General features: G+C 67.3%; 12 protein-coding genes and 3 pseudogenes. 11 read left to right on the top strand and 4 right to left on the bottom strand.

Going from position 1 to position 15,984, the window contains the following annotated elements:
- Positions 1 to 104: 104 nt before the first annotated feature.
- A complete protein-coding gene (locus P2Q00_RS12870; RefSeq protein ID WP_275772480.1) occupies positions 105 to 365 on the top strand; it encodes an aldo/keto reductase in 261 nt (86 codons plus the stop codon).
- 584 nt (positions 366 to 949) lie between these two features.
- Here the strand turns inward: P2Q00_RS12870 and P2Q00_RS12865 are convergent.
- The gene (locus tag P2Q00_RS12865; protein WP_275772478.1) at positions 950 to 1,741 is read right to left on the bottom strand and encodes an alpha/beta fold hydrolase; all 792 of its coding nucleotides are present in this window, start codon (positions 1,739 to 1,741) and stop codon (positions 950 to 952) included.
- A gap of 389 nt (positions 1,742 to 2,130) precedes the next feature.
- Between P2Q00_RS12865 and P2Q00_RS12860 the strand changes: the two genes are divergently transcribed.
- Both P2Q00_RS12860 and P2Q00_RS12855 read left to right on the top strand, forming a co-directional pair.
- Complete coding sequence (locus tag P2Q00_RS12860) at positions 2,131 to 2,256, top strand: tRNA wybutosine-synthesizing protein 4 beta-propeller domain-containing protein (protein ID WP_275772476.1); 126 nt, start codon at positions 2,131 to 2,133, stop codon at positions 2,254 to 2,256.
- 24 nt (positions 2,257 to 2,280) lie between these two features.
- A pseudogene (locus P2Q00_RS12855) lies at positions 2,281 to 3,171 on the top strand (Kelch repeat-containing protein); the annotation flags it as partial.
- Positions 3,172 to 3,716: 545 nt separating this feature from the next.
- Here the strand turns inward: P2Q00_RS12855 and P2Q00_RS12850 are convergent.
- Together P2Q00_RS12850 and P2Q00_RS12845 are read right to left on the bottom strand one after the other, a co-directional pair.
- A pseudogene (locus P2Q00_RS12850) lies at positions 3,717 to 4,497 on the bottom strand (BRCT domain-containing protein); the annotation flags it as partial.
- Between the two features lie 166 nt (positions 4,498 to 4,663).
- Positions 4,664 to 5,458, bottom strand: coding sequence for an AraC family transcriptional regulator (locus P2Q00_RS12845; protein WP_275772472.1), 795 nt, complete (start codon positions 5,456 to 5,458; stop codon positions 4,664 to 4,666).
- A 73-nt stretch (positions 5,459 to 5,531) separates the two neighbouring features.
- On the opposite strand from P2Q00_RS12845, the gene P2Q00_RS12840 reads away from it, so the two are divergent.
- The 8 genes and pseudogenes from P2Q00_RS12840 to P2Q00_RS12805 all read left to right on the top strand — a co-directional run bounded on the left by P2Q00_RS12840 (position 5,532) and on the right by P2Q00_RS12805 (position 14,139).
- Positions 5,532 to 6,350, top strand: a complete 819-nt coding sequence (locus P2Q00_RS12840; protein ID WP_275772470.1) for a phytanoyl-CoA dioxygenase family protein — start codon at positions 5,532 to 5,534, stop codon at positions 6,348 to 6,350.
- Complete coding sequence (locus P2Q00_RS12835; RefSeq protein WP_275772469.1) at positions 6,347 to 6,622, top strand: hypothetical protein; 276 nt, start codon at positions 6,347 to 6,349, stop codon at positions 6,620 to 6,622. Before P2Q00_RS12840 ends, P2Q00_RS12835 begins: the two co-directional genes overlap by 4 nt.
- A 48-nt stretch (positions 6,623 to 6,670) precedes the next feature.
- Positions 6,671 to 8,224 (top strand): RICIN domain-containing protein, encoded by a 1,554-nt coding sequence (locus P2Q00_RS12830; protein ID WP_275772467.1) that lies wholly within the window; start codon positions 6,671 to 6,673, stop codon positions 8,222 to 8,224.
- 330 nt (positions 8,225 to 8,554) lie between these two features.
- A complete protein-coding gene (locus P2Q00_RS12825; protein ID WP_275772466.1) occupies positions 8,555 to 10,225 on the top strand; it encodes an extracellular solute-binding protein in 1,671 nt (556 codons plus the stop codon).
- Positions 10,225 to 11,277, top strand: coding sequence for an ABC transporter permease (locus tag P2Q00_RS12820; protein WP_275772465.1), 1,053 nt, complete (start codon positions 10,225 to 10,227; stop codon positions 11,275 to 11,277). Before P2Q00_RS12825 ends, P2Q00_RS12820 begins: the two co-directional genes overlap by 1 nt.
- Complete coding sequence (locus P2Q00_RS12815; protein ID WP_275772464.1) at positions 11,274 to 12,200, top strand: carbohydrate ABC transporter permease; 927 nt, start codon at positions 11,274 to 11,276, stop codon at positions 12,198 to 12,200. The genes P2Q00_RS12820 and P2Q00_RS12815 overlap by 4 nt, the downstream gene beginning before the upstream one ends.
- A gap of 44 nt (positions 12,201 to 12,244) precedes the next feature.
- Positions 12,245 to 12,961 carry a glycoside hydrolase family 12 protein gene (locus tag P2Q00_RS12810; protein WP_275772462.1) on the top strand — a complete coding sequence of 239 codons (717 nt, stop codon included), beginning with the start codon at positions 12,245 to 12,247 and terminating at the stop codon, positions 12,959 to 12,961.
- A gap of 130 nt (positions 12,962 to 13,091) precedes the next feature.
- Positions 13,092 to 14,139 (top strand): annotated as a pseudogene (locus tag P2Q00_RS12805) (LacI family DNA-binding transcriptional regulator).
- A gap of 70 nt (positions 14,140 to 14,209) precedes the next feature.
- On the opposite strand, the gene P2Q00_RS12800 reads toward P2Q00_RS12805, so the two are convergent.
- On the bottom strand, positions 14,210 to 15,976 hold the full coding sequence (locus tag P2Q00_RS12800; RefSeq protein WP_275772461.1) for a cellulase family glycosylhydrolase: 1,767 nt from the start codon (positions 15,974 to 15,976) through the stop codon (positions 14,210 to 14,212).
- Between the last annotated feature and the right edge of the window lie 8 nt (positions 15,977 to 15,984).

The raw sequence follows: 15,984 nt of genomic DNA, 5'->3' as shown, positions 1-15,984 counted from the left end.
CTCGGGACCAACGGCCCGGAAACCGGTGTCCTCGGCCTGGGCTGCATGGGAATGTCGTTCGGCTACGACATGGCGACCCGCGGGACGAGGAGACGTCCGTCTCCGTGATTCACCAGGCGATCGACCTGGGCATGACCCTGATCGACACCGCCGACATCTACGGGCCGTACACCAACGAGGAGTTGGTCGGCCGGGCGCTGGCCGGCGGCTACCGCGAGCGGGCGGTCCTTGCCACCAAGGCCGGTGTGACGGCCCGCGACAACGCCACGGACATCGCACTTCGGCATCACGCTGTCGGCCTGCAGCAGGGCGAGCTGTCGACCCGGCTCGGCACCGACGACCCGCATCGTCGGCGGGAGCGGTGACGTGCGGGACGGCGCGGCAAACTGTTTGCTGACGGGTCGCCACGTAGTCTCGGCGGACACGCCGGTCTTTAGATGGATTCAGCGTCAGGACATCGGCCCGCCTCCCCGGTCCGGACTCGGGATGGCTTTCGACCCGGCGCGTGGCGTGGCCGTTCTGTTTGGCGGTCAGTCCAGGACAGCGCTCTTCGGCGACACGTGGGAGTGGGACGGCGTCTTCTTGTCGACGGTCACGTATTTCCCCATGGCGAACGTCATGTAATTCCCCCCCCTCGCGTCGTCGATCAGGTGGCCGGAAGAGTCTCTGTGGGGTTCTTGCGTCGCCTGTTCGGCCGGTGGCTCGGGCCGTTCGTGATGACCTGGTGGCTGGTGTTGCTCAGCCGGTCCAGGAGCGACTTGGCGACGAGGTTGGGGAGAGCGGTACCAGTCGCTGGGAGCGCGATTGATGGGGACGGTCAGGGACCAGCCCTGCCGCTCGCTGACCGGCTCGTAGAGGTCGTCGGCCTGGCCGCGGCGGGTGCCGAGCGGTGTGGTCGACGGGCGCGAATGTCCCGGCTGGCAGCTGCACCGCCGCGTTCGACCGCGGCTCACTGAGCCAGGTGTCGCTCCAACGCAGCGAGGAATGCGTCTGGGTTCTCGAGGTGGCAGGCGTGGTCGCCGGGCAGTTCGAGAACCCGGGTATCGGGCAGCCGTTCGTCAAGGACGGCGACGACTCGCTTGAGCCAGTCGGTGGTCGCGGAGCCGTGGACCAGGAGGACAGGGCACCGGATGTCGGCGAGTTCGGCGACGTCGCGGTCGGGCCGGTCGGCCTGCTCCGAGCTCCAGGACAGGGCCATCCGGTGCGGGACCCAACGCGGCCAGGCAGGGTGGTCACGGGCCTGGTCCTTCGACGGCGCGAGTCCGGCGAGTTCGAGGAACTCGGCCAGGTCATCCTCGCTCACGTCCTGCCCGGCCAGCGCATGCAGGAACTGGTTCAACCGGGCGACCTCGGGGTCGGACTCGCCGAGGCCGTCGAGGATCCAGTACGCCGCAGGCTCCACGAGCGTCAGCGTCCTCACCCGCTCCGGATGGGCCAGGGCGAACTCGATGAGGGCTCGTCCGCCGCCGGACCACCCCGTGAAGTCGGCCGTCTCGACCCCGAGGGCGTCCATAGTCATGAGCAGCGATTCACGCTCGATCGCCGCGGTGTACTCGGCCTCCCCGCGCTCGCCGGCCGAGCCGAGCTCGTTGTGGATCGGCTGCACCCTGACGGTCCTCCGTCTCGCCGACAGGGCGTCCGCGAGCGGCGTCCACGACACCCATCCGGTGAGTCCGCCAGGTACCAGGACGACCGGCGGTCCCTCACCCTTCACCTCGTTGACCAGGACCCTCGGTTTCATCGTCCACCTCTGATGGGTTGACAGCAGATCCCATCAACGTAACGACGATCCAGACTTCGCGCAGAGGATGTCGGCTGCGAAAGGTTCGAAGCATCAGAAGTCCGCGTCGCTCATCGGCGGCGCGGCCGGGGTCATCCCAGCCGCCTCCGACAGCACCAGGTACTTCCTGATCGTCTTGTGGTCCATCCCGAGGGAGGCAGCGAGCTGGCTCCTCGAGCGGTCCGCGGACCAGTGGACGTAGCGGCGGCCCGTCCGCGACCGCCGTCCCCATGGGGAAACGTGACTACGAGGGTGGGGAAATGCGTGACGCTGATCACGCAGATCGTGGGGGATTCCGTGACCGCTGACACTTCTGGACACAGGTCGCTTCGATCGGACCCGCAGCCCGCGTGGGGCACACGCTGACCTATGACCTCGCGCGCAACCGATGCGTCCTCTTCGGCGGCACCGGTGAAGGGACGCTCGGCTTCGGCGAAGTCACGCTCGCCGACACCTGGGCCTGGGACGGAACCTAAAGGACCCAGCTTGCGGACACAGGGCCGGCTGGCCGTTCGCATCACGCAGCGTCCTACGACTCCCTGCGCAAGCGCCTGGTTCTGTTCGGAGGTCAGGAACGGGGAGGTGAGCTGAGGGGCGACACCTGGGAGCATGACGGGCGGGACTGGGTGCAGGTCGCGGAAACGGGTCCGGCACCCCGGAGCTCCCACTGGATGGCCTTCGACCCGGCTGCTCAGGAAATGCTGGTCTTCGGAGGCAATACGGCCTCGGGCGCTGTCGCCGACATGTGGGCGTGGGATGGACTGACATGGACTGAGGTAGCCGATACAGGACCAAGCCCTCGTGTTGGAGCGGTGTGGGCAGGAACGGGGACCACGCTGGTACTGCACGGCGGCCGCGCCTCATCTGCGGATGCCGAGGGCTCAGCGCTGGCTGACACCTGGCAATGGATGCAGGGACAGTGGACGCAAGTGCAGAACCTCGGACCGCCCTCCCGTGCCTTCCACGGCCTGGTCAACGACGGTCTCAGACAGCGACTCGTACTGTTCGGGGGCACTGGAGTGGCCCCGTACGGCGACACGTGGGATGCAGATCCTCCGGCCGGCGGCGTACGGGTGTACGGCGTGACGGTCAGTCCGACCACCGTGTCCCACGATGGAGAGGTCACCTTGACCGTCCGCCTGAGCGACGACCCTCGTGGCGTCGATGTGTCCTCGTGGATCGGTTCCGCCAATGACCTTGTCCACACGCCACTCATCGAACTCGAAACCAGCCCATACACGACGTCCGTCAACACCATGCCTTCGATGCAGGTTTCCCAGATCAATGAACGGATGGCGACAGGCTGGGGCGCGGAGTATCCATGGGTCCGGTTCTGGGCCGGAGTAGGCGGACAACCAGAAGCCCACGCCGATCTGCTGATCTTGGAATGACATCTCCGGCTCAGCCGGACCGCTGCGGTCGGGTCGACTGGTCCACTCTCGCTGGTGCCGCCACTCCGCAGCTGCACGACAATCCCGCTCGATGTCCGCGGCCGCAGGGATCAAGCCCGCGTCATCGCCCGCTCCGTTCAGGCCGTTTCGACCACCTGCCAGCTGTTGTCCGCGCGCTGCGAAGGGTGCCGCCGACCGCCTTCCTGGGCAGGGCGTACCGAGTTCCGGGCCGCCGACACCAGACCAGAGCGCCCACGGCGGCGGGCATCCCGGCACCAGCGCCATCACCAACGCACAAGAGCCCCGGCTGGACGGGGGAGACCAGCCGGGGCCGCAGGCGGTGGCGTACGGAGGGCGGTCGCCTCTCGGCGAAAGGCTCCATGGGGCTTCAGCCGGACGATCGTCCCCATGGGCTATTGGTGAGGCCCGGGGACACTGTCCCCTCCGCCAGCCACATGTAGATGAACGGTCAACCGTCTCGGGTTGTTCCCGGGCAGGCCCGACTGCACGTGTGAGCTACAGAACACCCCTTTGTGGAGGCCGCAGTTGAGGTAGTCGGCGACCAGGGCGGCGAATTCGTCCGGGGTCGCCAGGCGGATACCGAGGTCCTCGGCCTTGGCGCGCTTGGATCCCGCGCCGTCTCCGGCGACGACCAGGTTGGTCCTTTGGAGACGCTGGAGGAGGAGCGGCCGCCGGCTCGTTCGATGAGCTCATTCATCTGGTTGCGGCTGAGCTTTTCCAGGGGGCCGGTCATCGCGCCGGTGACGACGACGGTCATCCCGGCCGGCGGCCCGCCCGCAGGCTCAGTGTCCTCGTCGCGGCCGCCGGCGTTGCCGTCGTACCAGGTGGGCGGAGTGGCGCCGGGCTCGGTCATGTTCACCCCGGTGGCGGCGAGCTTGTCGATGAGCGGGGTGAGTTCGGTGAGTTCGGCGACGATCGAGGGGGCCTTCTCGATGCCGATGCCCTCGACCTGCTGCATCGCTGCCGTGTCGGCGGCGCGGATGGTGTCCGTGGCGGCGAAGTGCCGGGCGATCCGGCGGGACATGGACCGGCCGGTGCCGCGGATCCCGAGCGCGCACAGTACCCGCGACAGCGGCTGCCCCTTGGCAGCGGCGATGGCGGCGAGGAGGTTGTCGGTGCTGGTTTCGCCCATCCGCTCCAGGTCCAGGAGTTGTCCGCGGGTGAGGGCGAACAGATCGGCGAGATCAGCCACCAGGCCGCCGTCGACGAGCTGAACGACAGGGTGTGGCCGAGGCCTTCGATGTCGAGCTGGTCGCGGCCGGCCGCGTAGGACAGGGCGGCTACCAGGTGGCAGTTGCGGCCGACTGCAGTCGGCCCGCGAAAATGTGCAACAGATGTGCAACGGGGTCCCGTCCTGTGGGGCTGCCGCACAGGTCAGAAGCGGTCTGTAGGTGTGAAGCGATGTTCCCGGGAGGACACTTCGTTCGTGCCGGTGACTGCCTGGGGCTGAGCCGCACGCCTGCTGACCCCCTTACGGTCCGGAGCCGTCCGGCCCCGCAGGGGCCGCCACACGTACGTCACGCGGGCTCGCGCCGAGTTCAGGGCGGCAGGCCTTGTTGAAGGCCTGGAGATCGGCGATGCCCACGGCCGCGGCGACGGCGGTGATGGACAGAGTGGAGGACAACAGGAGGTGGCGGGCGCGTTGAAGGCGTCGGTGCCGGATGTACGACACGACCGTGAGGCCGGTTTCGGCACGGAACACGCGCGTGAGGTGTGTGTGGGAGATTCCGACGGCGCGTGCGACGTCCGGTACGGACAACGGGCCGGCCAGGTGTTCCTCGACGTAGGCTTGTGCGGCGGCCACGAAGGGGTGGCGGCGCCCGGCTCCATCGCCCCTCGGCAGCTCGGCGATGCGCCACAGAGCGGTCCAGACCTCGGCCGTGGCGCGCGGGGGAGAGGTCGGCATGGCCGCCACGGCGTGCCGGAGCAGATCGGCCAGGCGTGTGCTCTCGGCCGCGGCGTCCTGCATCACCGGCAGCACCCGCGCGGTTCCGCCGTCGTGCAGCCGTAGATGGACGTAGAGATGCTCCGATCTGCCCCGGTAGTGAAAGTGCACCTCAGTGTTCGGCGGCACCAGGCTGACGTGGCCGGGGCGTATGGGGTGGACCGTCTGCCCGAGGGACAGCGCACCCTCGTAGTTGTAGAGGTGCAGCTGCCACAGGTCGGGCAGCCGGAAGACGTCGTGGGCGGTGGAGACGCCGTGCACCCCGATGCCCGCATTGACCACGGTGGGCGCCTCGTCGAGCCGTACTGTTGCGTGTTTCACGAGGACGGAAAATTACCAGCACTGGACGATTTCAGCCCACGACCGATCCGTACTGGGCACGTACGTTCGTCGCATGTCAACCAGCAAGCAACTCCTGACATCGGTTCAGGTGGCGCGCTTTGTCGCGCAGGGATTCCTGCGACTGGACGGGGTGGTGCCGCAGGAGATCAACGAACAGGCCGTCGCGGCCTTGACCGAGGGTCTGCCGGGAGTGTCCTACGGCACTCCGCTGGACACGGCGTTCGCGCCGGACACCTTCGTCCACGAGCTGCTCGCCCTGCCGGTCGTCGCAGGCGCCGTCGAGAGCCTGGTCGGCCTCGAGCCGACCGTCGACCACCATGCGGTTCATGTGCGAGAGCCGCACGAGGGACAGGCGCAGCCGCTCCACGGAGACGCGATCATCGATGTGCGACCGGATGCGTTCGACATCCAGCTCATGTACTACCCGCACGAGGTGACCGCCGAGATGGGCGGCACCCTCAGTGTGCCCGGAAGCCATCTGCGCAGGATCAACGAGACGGACGTCGGCCGCGTCCAGAACCTCAGGGGGCAGACCCGTCTGACCTGCCCGGCAGGCACGGTCGTTCTCCTGCACCACGGCATCTGGCACAGCGGCCGCCGCAACGACACCGCGGGCCGTCGCTACATGTACAAACTCCGCCTCAACCCGACCGTGCCGCAGGTGCGTCTGTGGGACGTCTCCGACCTGCACGACCCTGCTGTGGCCGCGGAACTCAACACGTACTTCCCCTGGTACGAGCAGGCCACGGCCCGACTGGAGATCTACAACCGGGTCCTGCTGTGGCGGGCCCTGACCGGTGACGACTCGTTCGATGTCGAGTACTGGGTCACGCGCGTCAGCAACCGGCCGACCCTGAGGAGTCACGCATGAGACAGCAGGTTCTGGTCCTCTATCTCGCGTCGTCGGCGCTGGACTCCGCCGTCGTGGGCTGGTCCCGGTACGACGGGACCGGCCGGACCCGTCCGACGACCGGGGACAGCGACGAGCCGCCCTACTCCACAGGGCTTGCCGCCCTGCACGACGGGTGGCGCCTGTTCCAGGCCTCCCAACTACTGCCGCCTCAGTCCGGCCACGAGTACGACGTCTCCTTTCTCAAGCACGAGTTCTTTTTCGAGAAGGTGGAGGACGGTTCTGGCCTCTGACCCGGAGCCGGCCACTCAGGGAAAAGACATCCCACGAAGGGCATGTATATGACATTCAGGGTTCTGCGGCGGAGATGCGGCAGGCGTACGGGGGTGCTCACCGCGGTGACCGTCCTAGTGGCGGCGCTGTTAACCGCCCTGGGTACCGTCGGGACGGCGCAGGCGGCCACCGTGGACACGAGCGCGTGGTACGTGCTGGTCAACCGCGGTAGCGGCAAGGTGCTCGATGTGGCGAATGCGGGCACGGCCGACGGGGCGAGTCTGACGCAGTGGCCTCAAACCGGCGGCGCCAACCAGCACTTCCAGTTCGTGGACTCGGGCGGCGGTTACTACCGGCTGAAGGCGCAGCATTCCGGCAAGGTGCTGGACGTGCTCAACTACTCCACCGCCGACCACGCGGACATCGCACAGTGGAGCGATGCGAACGGCACCAACCAGCAGTTCCGGCTGGCCGATTCGTCGGACGGTTACGTCCGTCTGCTCAACCGCAACAGCGGCAAGGCCGTCGAGGTGGACAACGCCTCGACCGCGGACGGCGCCAGGGTCGTGCAGTTCACCGACTGGGGCGGGGCCAACCAGCAGTGGCAACTGGTCCGCGCGACGGGAGTGCTGGCGCAGGTCCACACCGCGGGGCGGGTCAAGGACTCCGGAGACACGGTGCAGTACAGCTGGCCCGGCGTGTACTTCGAGGGCCGGGTCAGCGGCACCGGCGTCGGCATTGTGCTCAACGACTCGGCTGCCGACTACGACGTCCAGATCGACGGAGCCACCGTCGCCACGCTCGTCACGCCCGGCAACACCACCCACTGGATCAACGGCCTGTCCAACAGCACGCACACAGTCCGGCTCGTCAAGCGCAACGACACCCCGGGGGACACCAGCACGTTCGGAGGCTTCGTCGCCGCGCCCGGAGGTGCCGTGCTGAGCAAACCGGCCGCCCTCAGCCGCCAGATCGAGTTCATGGGCGACTCCCTCACGGTCGGCTACGGCAACCTGTCGACCTCCCGCACCTGCACCTCGGACCAGCTCAAGCGGAACACCGACTCCGATGTGAGCTACGGCGCCCTCACCGCCCGGCAACTGAACGCCGACTACCAGATCAACGGTTACTCGGGCCTCGGCATGGTGCGCAACTACAACGGAGGCCGGACGGACGTCACCTACCGGACCTTCTACGACCGTGCCCTGCTGAACGTGCCCGGCGACGTCTGGCAGAACCCCGGCACCTGGCGCCCCCAGGTCGTGGTGGTCAACCTCGGCACCAACGACTTCTCGACCGCCATCAACCCCGGTGAGCCATGGACGCCCGACAGCCTCGCGGCCGCCTACCGCAGCGCCTACGGCGACTTCATCCAGAAGCTGCGCACACGCTACGGGGCCGACACGACCATCGTGGCGGTGGGCGCCGGCCAGTACGCGGCCCATGTACAGCAGGTGGTCAAGGCACGCAACGACGCCGGCGACAGCCGGGTCCGCTACTGGTTCCTCGACGACACGGGCCTGGACTTCCTCGGCTGCGACTGGCACTACTCGGCCCACGACGACCGACTCATCGCCGACCGGCTCACCTCGTTCATCGCCGGTCTGCCGACAGGCTGGTGACGGCACCGACCGACCAGGAGCATCCGACTCCTGGTACCGGAGCCACACATGGGATGTTCTTGAGGTAAGCGCCATGCTTGTTCGAAGCGCTTCGACCGTGGGCGTCAAGTGAGATAGGCACCGGTTGCTTCCAAAACATGGGAGGAATCTTGGAAGCGACCCTTGTGCACCCCAGGTGTTCACTTAACCTCACAGCAACATCGAAGCGCTTCGACTGCGAGCCACATCGAAGTAATGGGATGTCTGCTTCCAGCTCAGCCGATTCCACTCAAGACACCGCAGCCGACGGCCACCGCCGGGTGTCCTGGTGCGCCACGAAGGGTTGACGCAATGACGCCGAACGCCGCCTCCACCTCCTCAGGGCCCAGCCGGAGAAGCTTCCTCGCCTCCACAGCGGTCGCCACCGCAGCGGTGGCCGGCGGGATGGCTCTGCTCACCGCCTGTGGCGGGTCGGACAGCAGGTCGGGCGAGGGGACCACATCGGGCAAGGCCGCCGACAAGCTCCTCCCGGCATACGTCGCCAGTACGGTCGCCAAGCCGGATCTTCCGTCGAAGAACGGATCGTCGGCCGGCTTCACCAGCAAGGTCGACCTCGCGGCTCTCCAAGCCTCGGTCCCGAAAAAGCTCGGCACCGGCGCTCCCTTGAAGATCATGTCCCCGCTCTGGGGCACCCCGCCGAAGGACGGGTGCGCCTACTACAAGGCGGTCGACGCGGCGGCGGGCACCAATGTGACCTGGCAGAACCAGGACGGCAACACCTACGCCCAGAAGCTCGGCGCCGTCCTCGCCTCCAGCTCCATACCCGACATGGTGGTCGTGCCGAGCTGGATCCTGGTCAGCAACAAGCTCCCCAGCGCGGTCAACGCGAAGTTCATGGACCTCGGCCCCTACCTGGCGGGCGACAGGGTCAAGAAGTACCCGAACCTCGCCGCGATCCCCTCCGACTCCTGGCGCATGAGCATCTTCGGCGGCGCGCTGCGCGGCATTCCGATGCCGTCCGCCCCCGCGTCCTTCATCATGCCGTACTACCGCAAGGACATCTTCGACAGGAAGGGCTACTCCGTACCCAAGTCGGCCGACGAGTTCCTCAGTTGGGCCAAGGACGCCACCAGCGCCAAGGCCAAGGTGTACGCCTGCGGGGACATGAGCTGGGTCTCGGGGAGCATCTTCGGCGCCGCCCCCGGCTGGAACATCGATGCCGACGGCAAGCTGCGGTACGGCATCGAACGGCCCGAATACCTCGAAGCCCTGGAGTGGACCCGCAAGCTCTTCGACGCCGGCGTGGTCCATCCCGACGACAAGGCACGTACCGGCGACGCGGGCCAGCGCTTCACCGCCGGACAGATCCTGGTCTTCAACAGCGACTCCTCCGCCTGGTACACGAAGACCGCCGAACAGGCCCACGCCAACCCGGACTTCCGGATCGAGGCCATGGACATCTTCGGAGCCGACGGCGGCAACCCGACCCTGTACGCCTCCGCGCCCGCCACCATCTGGTCGATGATCCGCAAGGGCGCCTCGAAGGCGACGGTCGAGAACGCGCTGGCCGCCGCCGACTTCGCGGCCGCCCCGTACGGCACCAAGGAGCGCATGCTCGTCGACTACGGCGTCGAAGGCACCCACTACACGGTCAAGAACGGCGTCCCCGTCAAGACCGACCAGGGCAACTCCGAGGTGATCAACGCCTGGACGATGCTGGCGGCCCCGGCTCCCTACTTCGCCCACCCCGACTTCCCCGAGATCGCCCGCAAGCAGGCCGAGTGGCAGCAGCGGATGGGGGCCTTCATGAAGAAGACGTCCACGTACGGGATGAACATCGTCGAGCCGACCCGCTATGCCAGCCTCTCCAGCCAGTTCGAGCAACTGCAGATCGACTACGTGCGGGGCAACAAGAAGCTGTCCGACGTGCAGGCGGCCATCTCCACCTGGAGGTCCTCCGGCGGCGACAAGCTGCGCGACTGGTACAAGGAGCTCCTCGACAAGAACGGCAGCGGCAACTGATGTCTCTCACGGCCCGGAGCAGGCCCGACGGGGCTCGTCCCCCCGGGGCCGTCGAGGAACCGACGGTCGCGGCCGCCACCGCGGGGACCAAGGTGCGAGCGCCACGCAGGACGAGCGAGGCAGGCAAGGTTCCCTGGCGGATCCGGCTGCGCCGTGACCGCGCGCTCATCCTGATGACGCTGCCCGTCATCGTGCTGCTTCTGCTCTTCAACTACGTCCCGCTGCTCGGCAACATAGTCGCCTTCCAGGACTACGACCCGTACGTCTCCAGCAACGGCGTCACGGCCATCCTCCACAGTCCGTGGGTCGGCGTCGAGCAGTTCTCGCGGATGCTCGACGACCCGCTGTTCTGGGACGCCGCGAAGAACACCCTCGTCCTGTTCGTGCTCCAACTGGTGTTCTTCTTCCCGATCCCGATCGCTCTTGCGCTGCTCATCAACAGCGTGATCCGGCCCCGGGTGCGAGCCGTGGCGCAGGCGATCATGTATCTGCCGCACTTCTTCTCCTGGGTCCTCGTGGTCACCGTCTTCCAGCAGGTTCTCGGCGGCGCCGGCATCGTCGCCCAGACCCTGGAGAACCACGGGTGGAGCGGCTTCGACCTGATGACCAACTCGAGCCTCTTCAAGTACCTGGTCATCGCGGAGGCGGTGTGGAAGGACGCCGGCTGGGGGATCATCGTCTTCCTCGCCGCGCTGGCCGCCGTCAGCACCGACCTGTACGAGGCCGCCGCCATGGACGGCGCGGGGCGCTGGCGACGCATGTGGCACGTGACGCTGCCCGCGCTGCGTCCGGTGGTCGCGCTGCTGCTGGTCCTGCGGGTGGGCGACGCGCTCAGCGTCGGATTCGAGCAGTTCCTGCTCCAGCGGGACGCGGTCGGCGCAGGGGCCAGCGAGGTCCTCGACACATACGTGTGGAACATGGGCATCAAGAGCGGCGACTTCAGCTACGCGGCCGCGGTCGGCCTGGCCAAGGGACTCATCGGAGTCTGTCTCGTCCTGGGCGCGAACAAGTTCGCGCACCTGCTGGGCGAGCAGGGGGTGTACCAGAAGTGAGCCTCAACACGCAGCTCATCCGCAGCCTGCAGGCTCCCGCCCGCCCCGTGTGGGAGGAGCCCCCGAACAAGGCAGGACTCACCGCCAAGAGCGGCTTCCTCCTGCTCTGCTGCCTGGGAGTGCTCGGCCCGCTGTGGATCGTGATCGTCACCAGCCTCTCCCCGAAGCCGGTGATCGACCGGGTCGGCGGCCTCGTCGTGATCCCCCAGGGCATCACCTTCGTCAACTACACGGAACTGCTCAGCGGTGGCCAGGTCAGCCGGGCGATCATGGTCTCGGTCGGTGTCACGCTCTTCGGCACGCTGTTCTCGATGACGGTGTCGGTGCTGGCGGCCTACGGCCTGTCGCGACCGGGAAGTCTGGGCCATCGGTTCTTCCTGATGACCATGATGGCCACGATGTTCTTCGGGGCCGGACTCATTCCGACGTACCTGCTGGTGCAGACGCTGGGCCTGACCGACACCTATCTGTCCCTGGTCCTGCCGAGCGCGGTCAGTGTCTTCAACATCCTTGTCCTGCGGGCCTTCTTCATGGGTATCTCGCCCGAACTCACCGAGTCCGCCCGCATCGACGGGGCCAGTGACCTGCGCATCCTGCTGACCATCATCATGCCGCTGTCGCGCGCGGTGCTGGCTGTCATCTCGCTGTTCTACGCCGTCGGCTACTGGAGCGCCTGGTTCAACGCCTCCATCTACCTCTCCGACCAGGAGATGATGCCGCTGCAGAACGTGCTCATCCAGCTGGTCCAGAAGAACACCGAGGCCCCCACGGGCTTGCAGCAGGCGGTCCGTACCGGACAACTCTCCTCCCTGGGCCTGCAGATGGCCGTGATGGTCCTCGCCCTGATCCCCGTCGCAGTGGCTTCCCCCTTCGTCCAGCGGCACTTCAAGAAGGGCATGCTCACCGGGGCGATCAAGGGCTGAGCCCAGCAACCCCCACATTTCCCCCCACCCGTGGAAGGGACACCATGGTCAAAAGGAAGATACGCAAGATCACCATGGCGGTGCTCGCGCCGGCGATGGCTCTCGGTGCCACCGTCGGCCTCGCCTCCGCCCCCGCTTCTGCCGCCGTCTGGAACTCCTGCGACCGGTGGGCCGGCACCAGCCTGGACGGCTACAGGCTCTACAACGACATCTGGGGTTCCGGTGCGGGCGCCCAGTGCATCTGGGCCAACTCCGGGACCGGCTGGGGTGTCTGGGCCGACCACCCCAACACCGGCGGCATCAAGTCCTACGCCAACTCGACGAAGTCGATCAGCAAGTCCATCGACACCCTCAGCTGGCTCACCAGCAACTACGACGTGAGCGTCCCGTCGTCCGGCGCGTACAACACGTCGTACGACATCTGGGACAACGCCCACCAGTACGAGATCATGCTCTGGGTCAATCACACCGGAGCCGTCGGCCCGATCGGCAGCTGGCAGGCCAACGTCACGCTCGGCGGCCACAACTGGGACGTCTACAAGGGCACCAACGGGTCGAACCAGGTGTTCTCGTTCCTGCGGACGTCCAACTCCAGCGCCGGCACCGTGGACGTCAAGCAGGTCCTCAACTGGATTGCCTACACCAAGGGTTGGATGCCCGGTAGCGAGATCATCGGCGACGTGCAGTTCGGCTATGAGATCACCTCGTCGTCCGGCGGGCTCAACTTCAACACCAACAACCTGACCGTCAGCGGCGGCTGACCCGTCATCAGGCCCGCAGTCCGTTTGCGGTCTCCTTCCCCGGCCTTCCGGAACGCTCCCATGCGTTGTTCTGTCGCGGACTGTAGGACAATGGCCGCCACAGCAGGCGAGGGGAGGGGGAAAGGCGACCGTGCCGGACAACCGAGCGGGCACACCTTCGACGGGAGAACACGGTCAACGCGGCGAGGGCCCCCCATCGGTGACGATCGCGTACATCGCCGAATCCGCGGGCGTCTCCGCGCCCACCGTGTCGAAGGTGCTCAACGGCCGGTCGGGGGTGTCGGACGAGACCCGGGCCCGCGTCGAGCAGCTCATCCACCAGCACGGTTATCGCAAGCCCCCGAAGAACCGCAGCAATCTCGTGGAGCTCGTGTTCCGCGAACTGGAGAGCATGTGGGCCGTGGAGATCATCCGCGGTGTCGAGCGCGTGGCCCGCAGGAACCGGATCGGTGTGCTGGTGTCGGAGTTCGGACTCCATGACACCTCGGGCATGACCATCGACGACACGGTCGGTCGGCGCCCGCGATGCGTCCTGTCGGTCGCCCAGCTCTCGGAAGCCGAGCGGGAACAACTGACGGCGAAGGGCATCCCCTTCGTCGTCTTCGACCCGATCGACGAACTGCCCGACCACGTGCCGTTCGTGGGAGCCACGAACTGGAGAGGCGGGCAGGCGGCGACCCGGCATCTGGTCGGACTGGGACACCGGCGCATCGCCATGATCAGCGGGCCGGACCACCCCTTCTGCCTCGCCCGGCTGTCCGGCTACTCGTCCGCTCTCGCGGAGGCCGGCCTGCCGATGGAGCCCGACCTGATCGTGAAGACCCAGCTCACCCGCGAGCACGGGTACGCCGCCGCGCGGCAGCTGCTGTCCCGCCCCGATCGCCCCACCGCCGTGTTCACCGCCAACGACATGCAGGCGCTCGGTGTCTACCAGGCCGCGCGAGCTCGGCCTGCGCGTCCCGCACGATCTCAGCGTGGTGGGCTTCGACGACGTACCGGCCGTCGCTTGGATGGATCCGCCCCTGACCACGGTCCATCAGCCTCTGGCCGAGATGGCGTCGGCCGCCACCGAACTGGCCCTGGCGCTCGGCCGCGGCGAGGAAGTGCCGCAGGTGGGACTGGAGATCGCGACCACCCTCACCGTCCGGGAGAGCACGGCTCCGCCCAAGGAGGAGTGACCCGACCGCGCGTGAAAGAGGCGGTGCCCTGGTTGCCGGTAGGGGCAACCAGGGCGAGAGGGCCGGTCGTTCAGGAAGTCGTGCCGGTGACCGAGCCTTGGGACTTGGTCACGTGGTAGGTGACGGTGGCGCCGCTGTGGAAGTGGAAGGTCAGCGTCACCGATTGGCCGTCGTGCAGCGCGTTCAGGAAGTCGGGAGTCAGAATGATCGTGCCGCCCGGGTAGTCCGGTGAGAAGGCCGAGTTGAACTCCTGGTACGGAGTCCAGCCGGCCTGACCCGCGTTGCTGCCGTCGGCATACCTGGCCTCCATCGTCGCCAGTACGTCACCCCGGTACTGAGTGGGAATGGTGAACGAGCCAGACGTACCCGTGGCGTTCGACAGCACCGGAGTGTCGGACGTGATCACGTCGATCGTCCAGGGCAGCCCGTGGGAGAACCGGGCCTGCAGCGTCGCGTTGACCCCGTACCGGCGATCGCCGGTCAGCCGGGTCAGTGCGCGCGCCGTGAAGGTGAGCTGGTTGTCGGTGACGGTGTAGTCCAGCTTCGGAGTGAGCGGGGTGCTGCCCTGCCACAAGCCGCTGAACTTGGTGCCGTTGGGGTTCAGAGTGAGTGTCTTGGCCGTGATCGGGCTGGACTTGGGCACGAAGACCTTGTCGAAGGAGGCGGTTCCCGAGCGGGTGGTCCAGCTCGACTTGATCCAGGCGAACAGGGCGGGGTCGGTCCACTTCAGGGTCTCGCGGTTCAGGTAGGCGAACGTTCCGGGGTCCCACAGGGCGGTGGTGACACCGGCGACGCGCGCCGCGTAGCCGAGGTGCTCGAAGTACTTCAGTGCCTCACCGCGCTCCACGCGGTCCGGATGGTTGTGGTCCGGCCAGGCGAGCAGACCGTACTCGCCGAGGTAGACCGGGATGTTCTTGACGACGAACGTGTCGTGCATCCGGGCGAAGGCCTCGTTCAGGTCCTTCTGGGCGGACTCGTCGTACCGGGTGCCGCCCGCGATGTTCACGCTGAACGGGTAATAGCTGTAGTAGTGCACGGTGGCGACCAGATTGCTGTCGTGCAGCGCGCCGATCGTGGCGGACAGGGCGTCCATGAAGTTCTGGGAGGGCGTGCAGCCCACCGTGGGCAGGACGAGCAGGCGGTTCGCGTTCCCGCCGCCCGAGGAGCGGACGACCTTGTGGAACGAGGTGTTCAGCTCGTTCAGGAGCTCGGTCTTCTGCGCGTCCGTGGCATTGTCGAAGGCCGGCTCGTTGACGCTCTCGAAGAGCAGGGTGCGCGGCTCGTCGCGGAACGCCGAGGAGATCTGGGTCCAGCCGGCGTTGAAGCGGGCGAGTACGTTGTCGTGGTCGGTGGGCATCTTCGAGATCCACTGCCACGAGTCGTGGTGGACGTTGAGCACGACGTACAGGCCGTCGGCCTGAGCCCAGTCGACCACCTGCTTGACGCGGCTCATGAAGGTGGCGTCGATGGTGTAGGGGGCGGTGGCGGACTGGTGGTCGGTCCAGGACACCGGGATGCGGACGCTGCGGAAGCCCTGCGCGCGGATGGTGTCGAACAGGTCCTTGGTGGCCTTCGGGTTGCCCCAGGACGTCTCGTCCGGGATCGCGTCGAGGGTGTTGCCCAGGTTCCAGCTGGGCTGCATCGCGGCGACCGCGTCCATGGCTCGGGCCGGAACTCTGACCGTCGACGATGCCGGTTTCGCCGTGTTGTCGGGCGCGGCGATCGAGGTGCCGGTACCGGCGGACAGTCCCAGGATGACGAGCAGCGCCATAAGCAGGCCGGTCAGACGGCCGGGTCCGCGCCGGCGGTGGCGGGCGGGTAGCCGTATGTCCTTCATGTTCTTTC

The sequence above is a fragment of the Streptomyces coacervatus genome (assembly GCF_029223485.1).
Classification (GTDB): domain Bacteria; phylum Actinomycetota; class Actinomycetes; order Streptomycetales; family Streptomycetaceae; genus Streptomyces; species Streptomyces coacervatus.
Note: the sequence above shows the minus strand (reverse complement) of the source record. Positions and strands in the feature narration are given on the sequence as shown.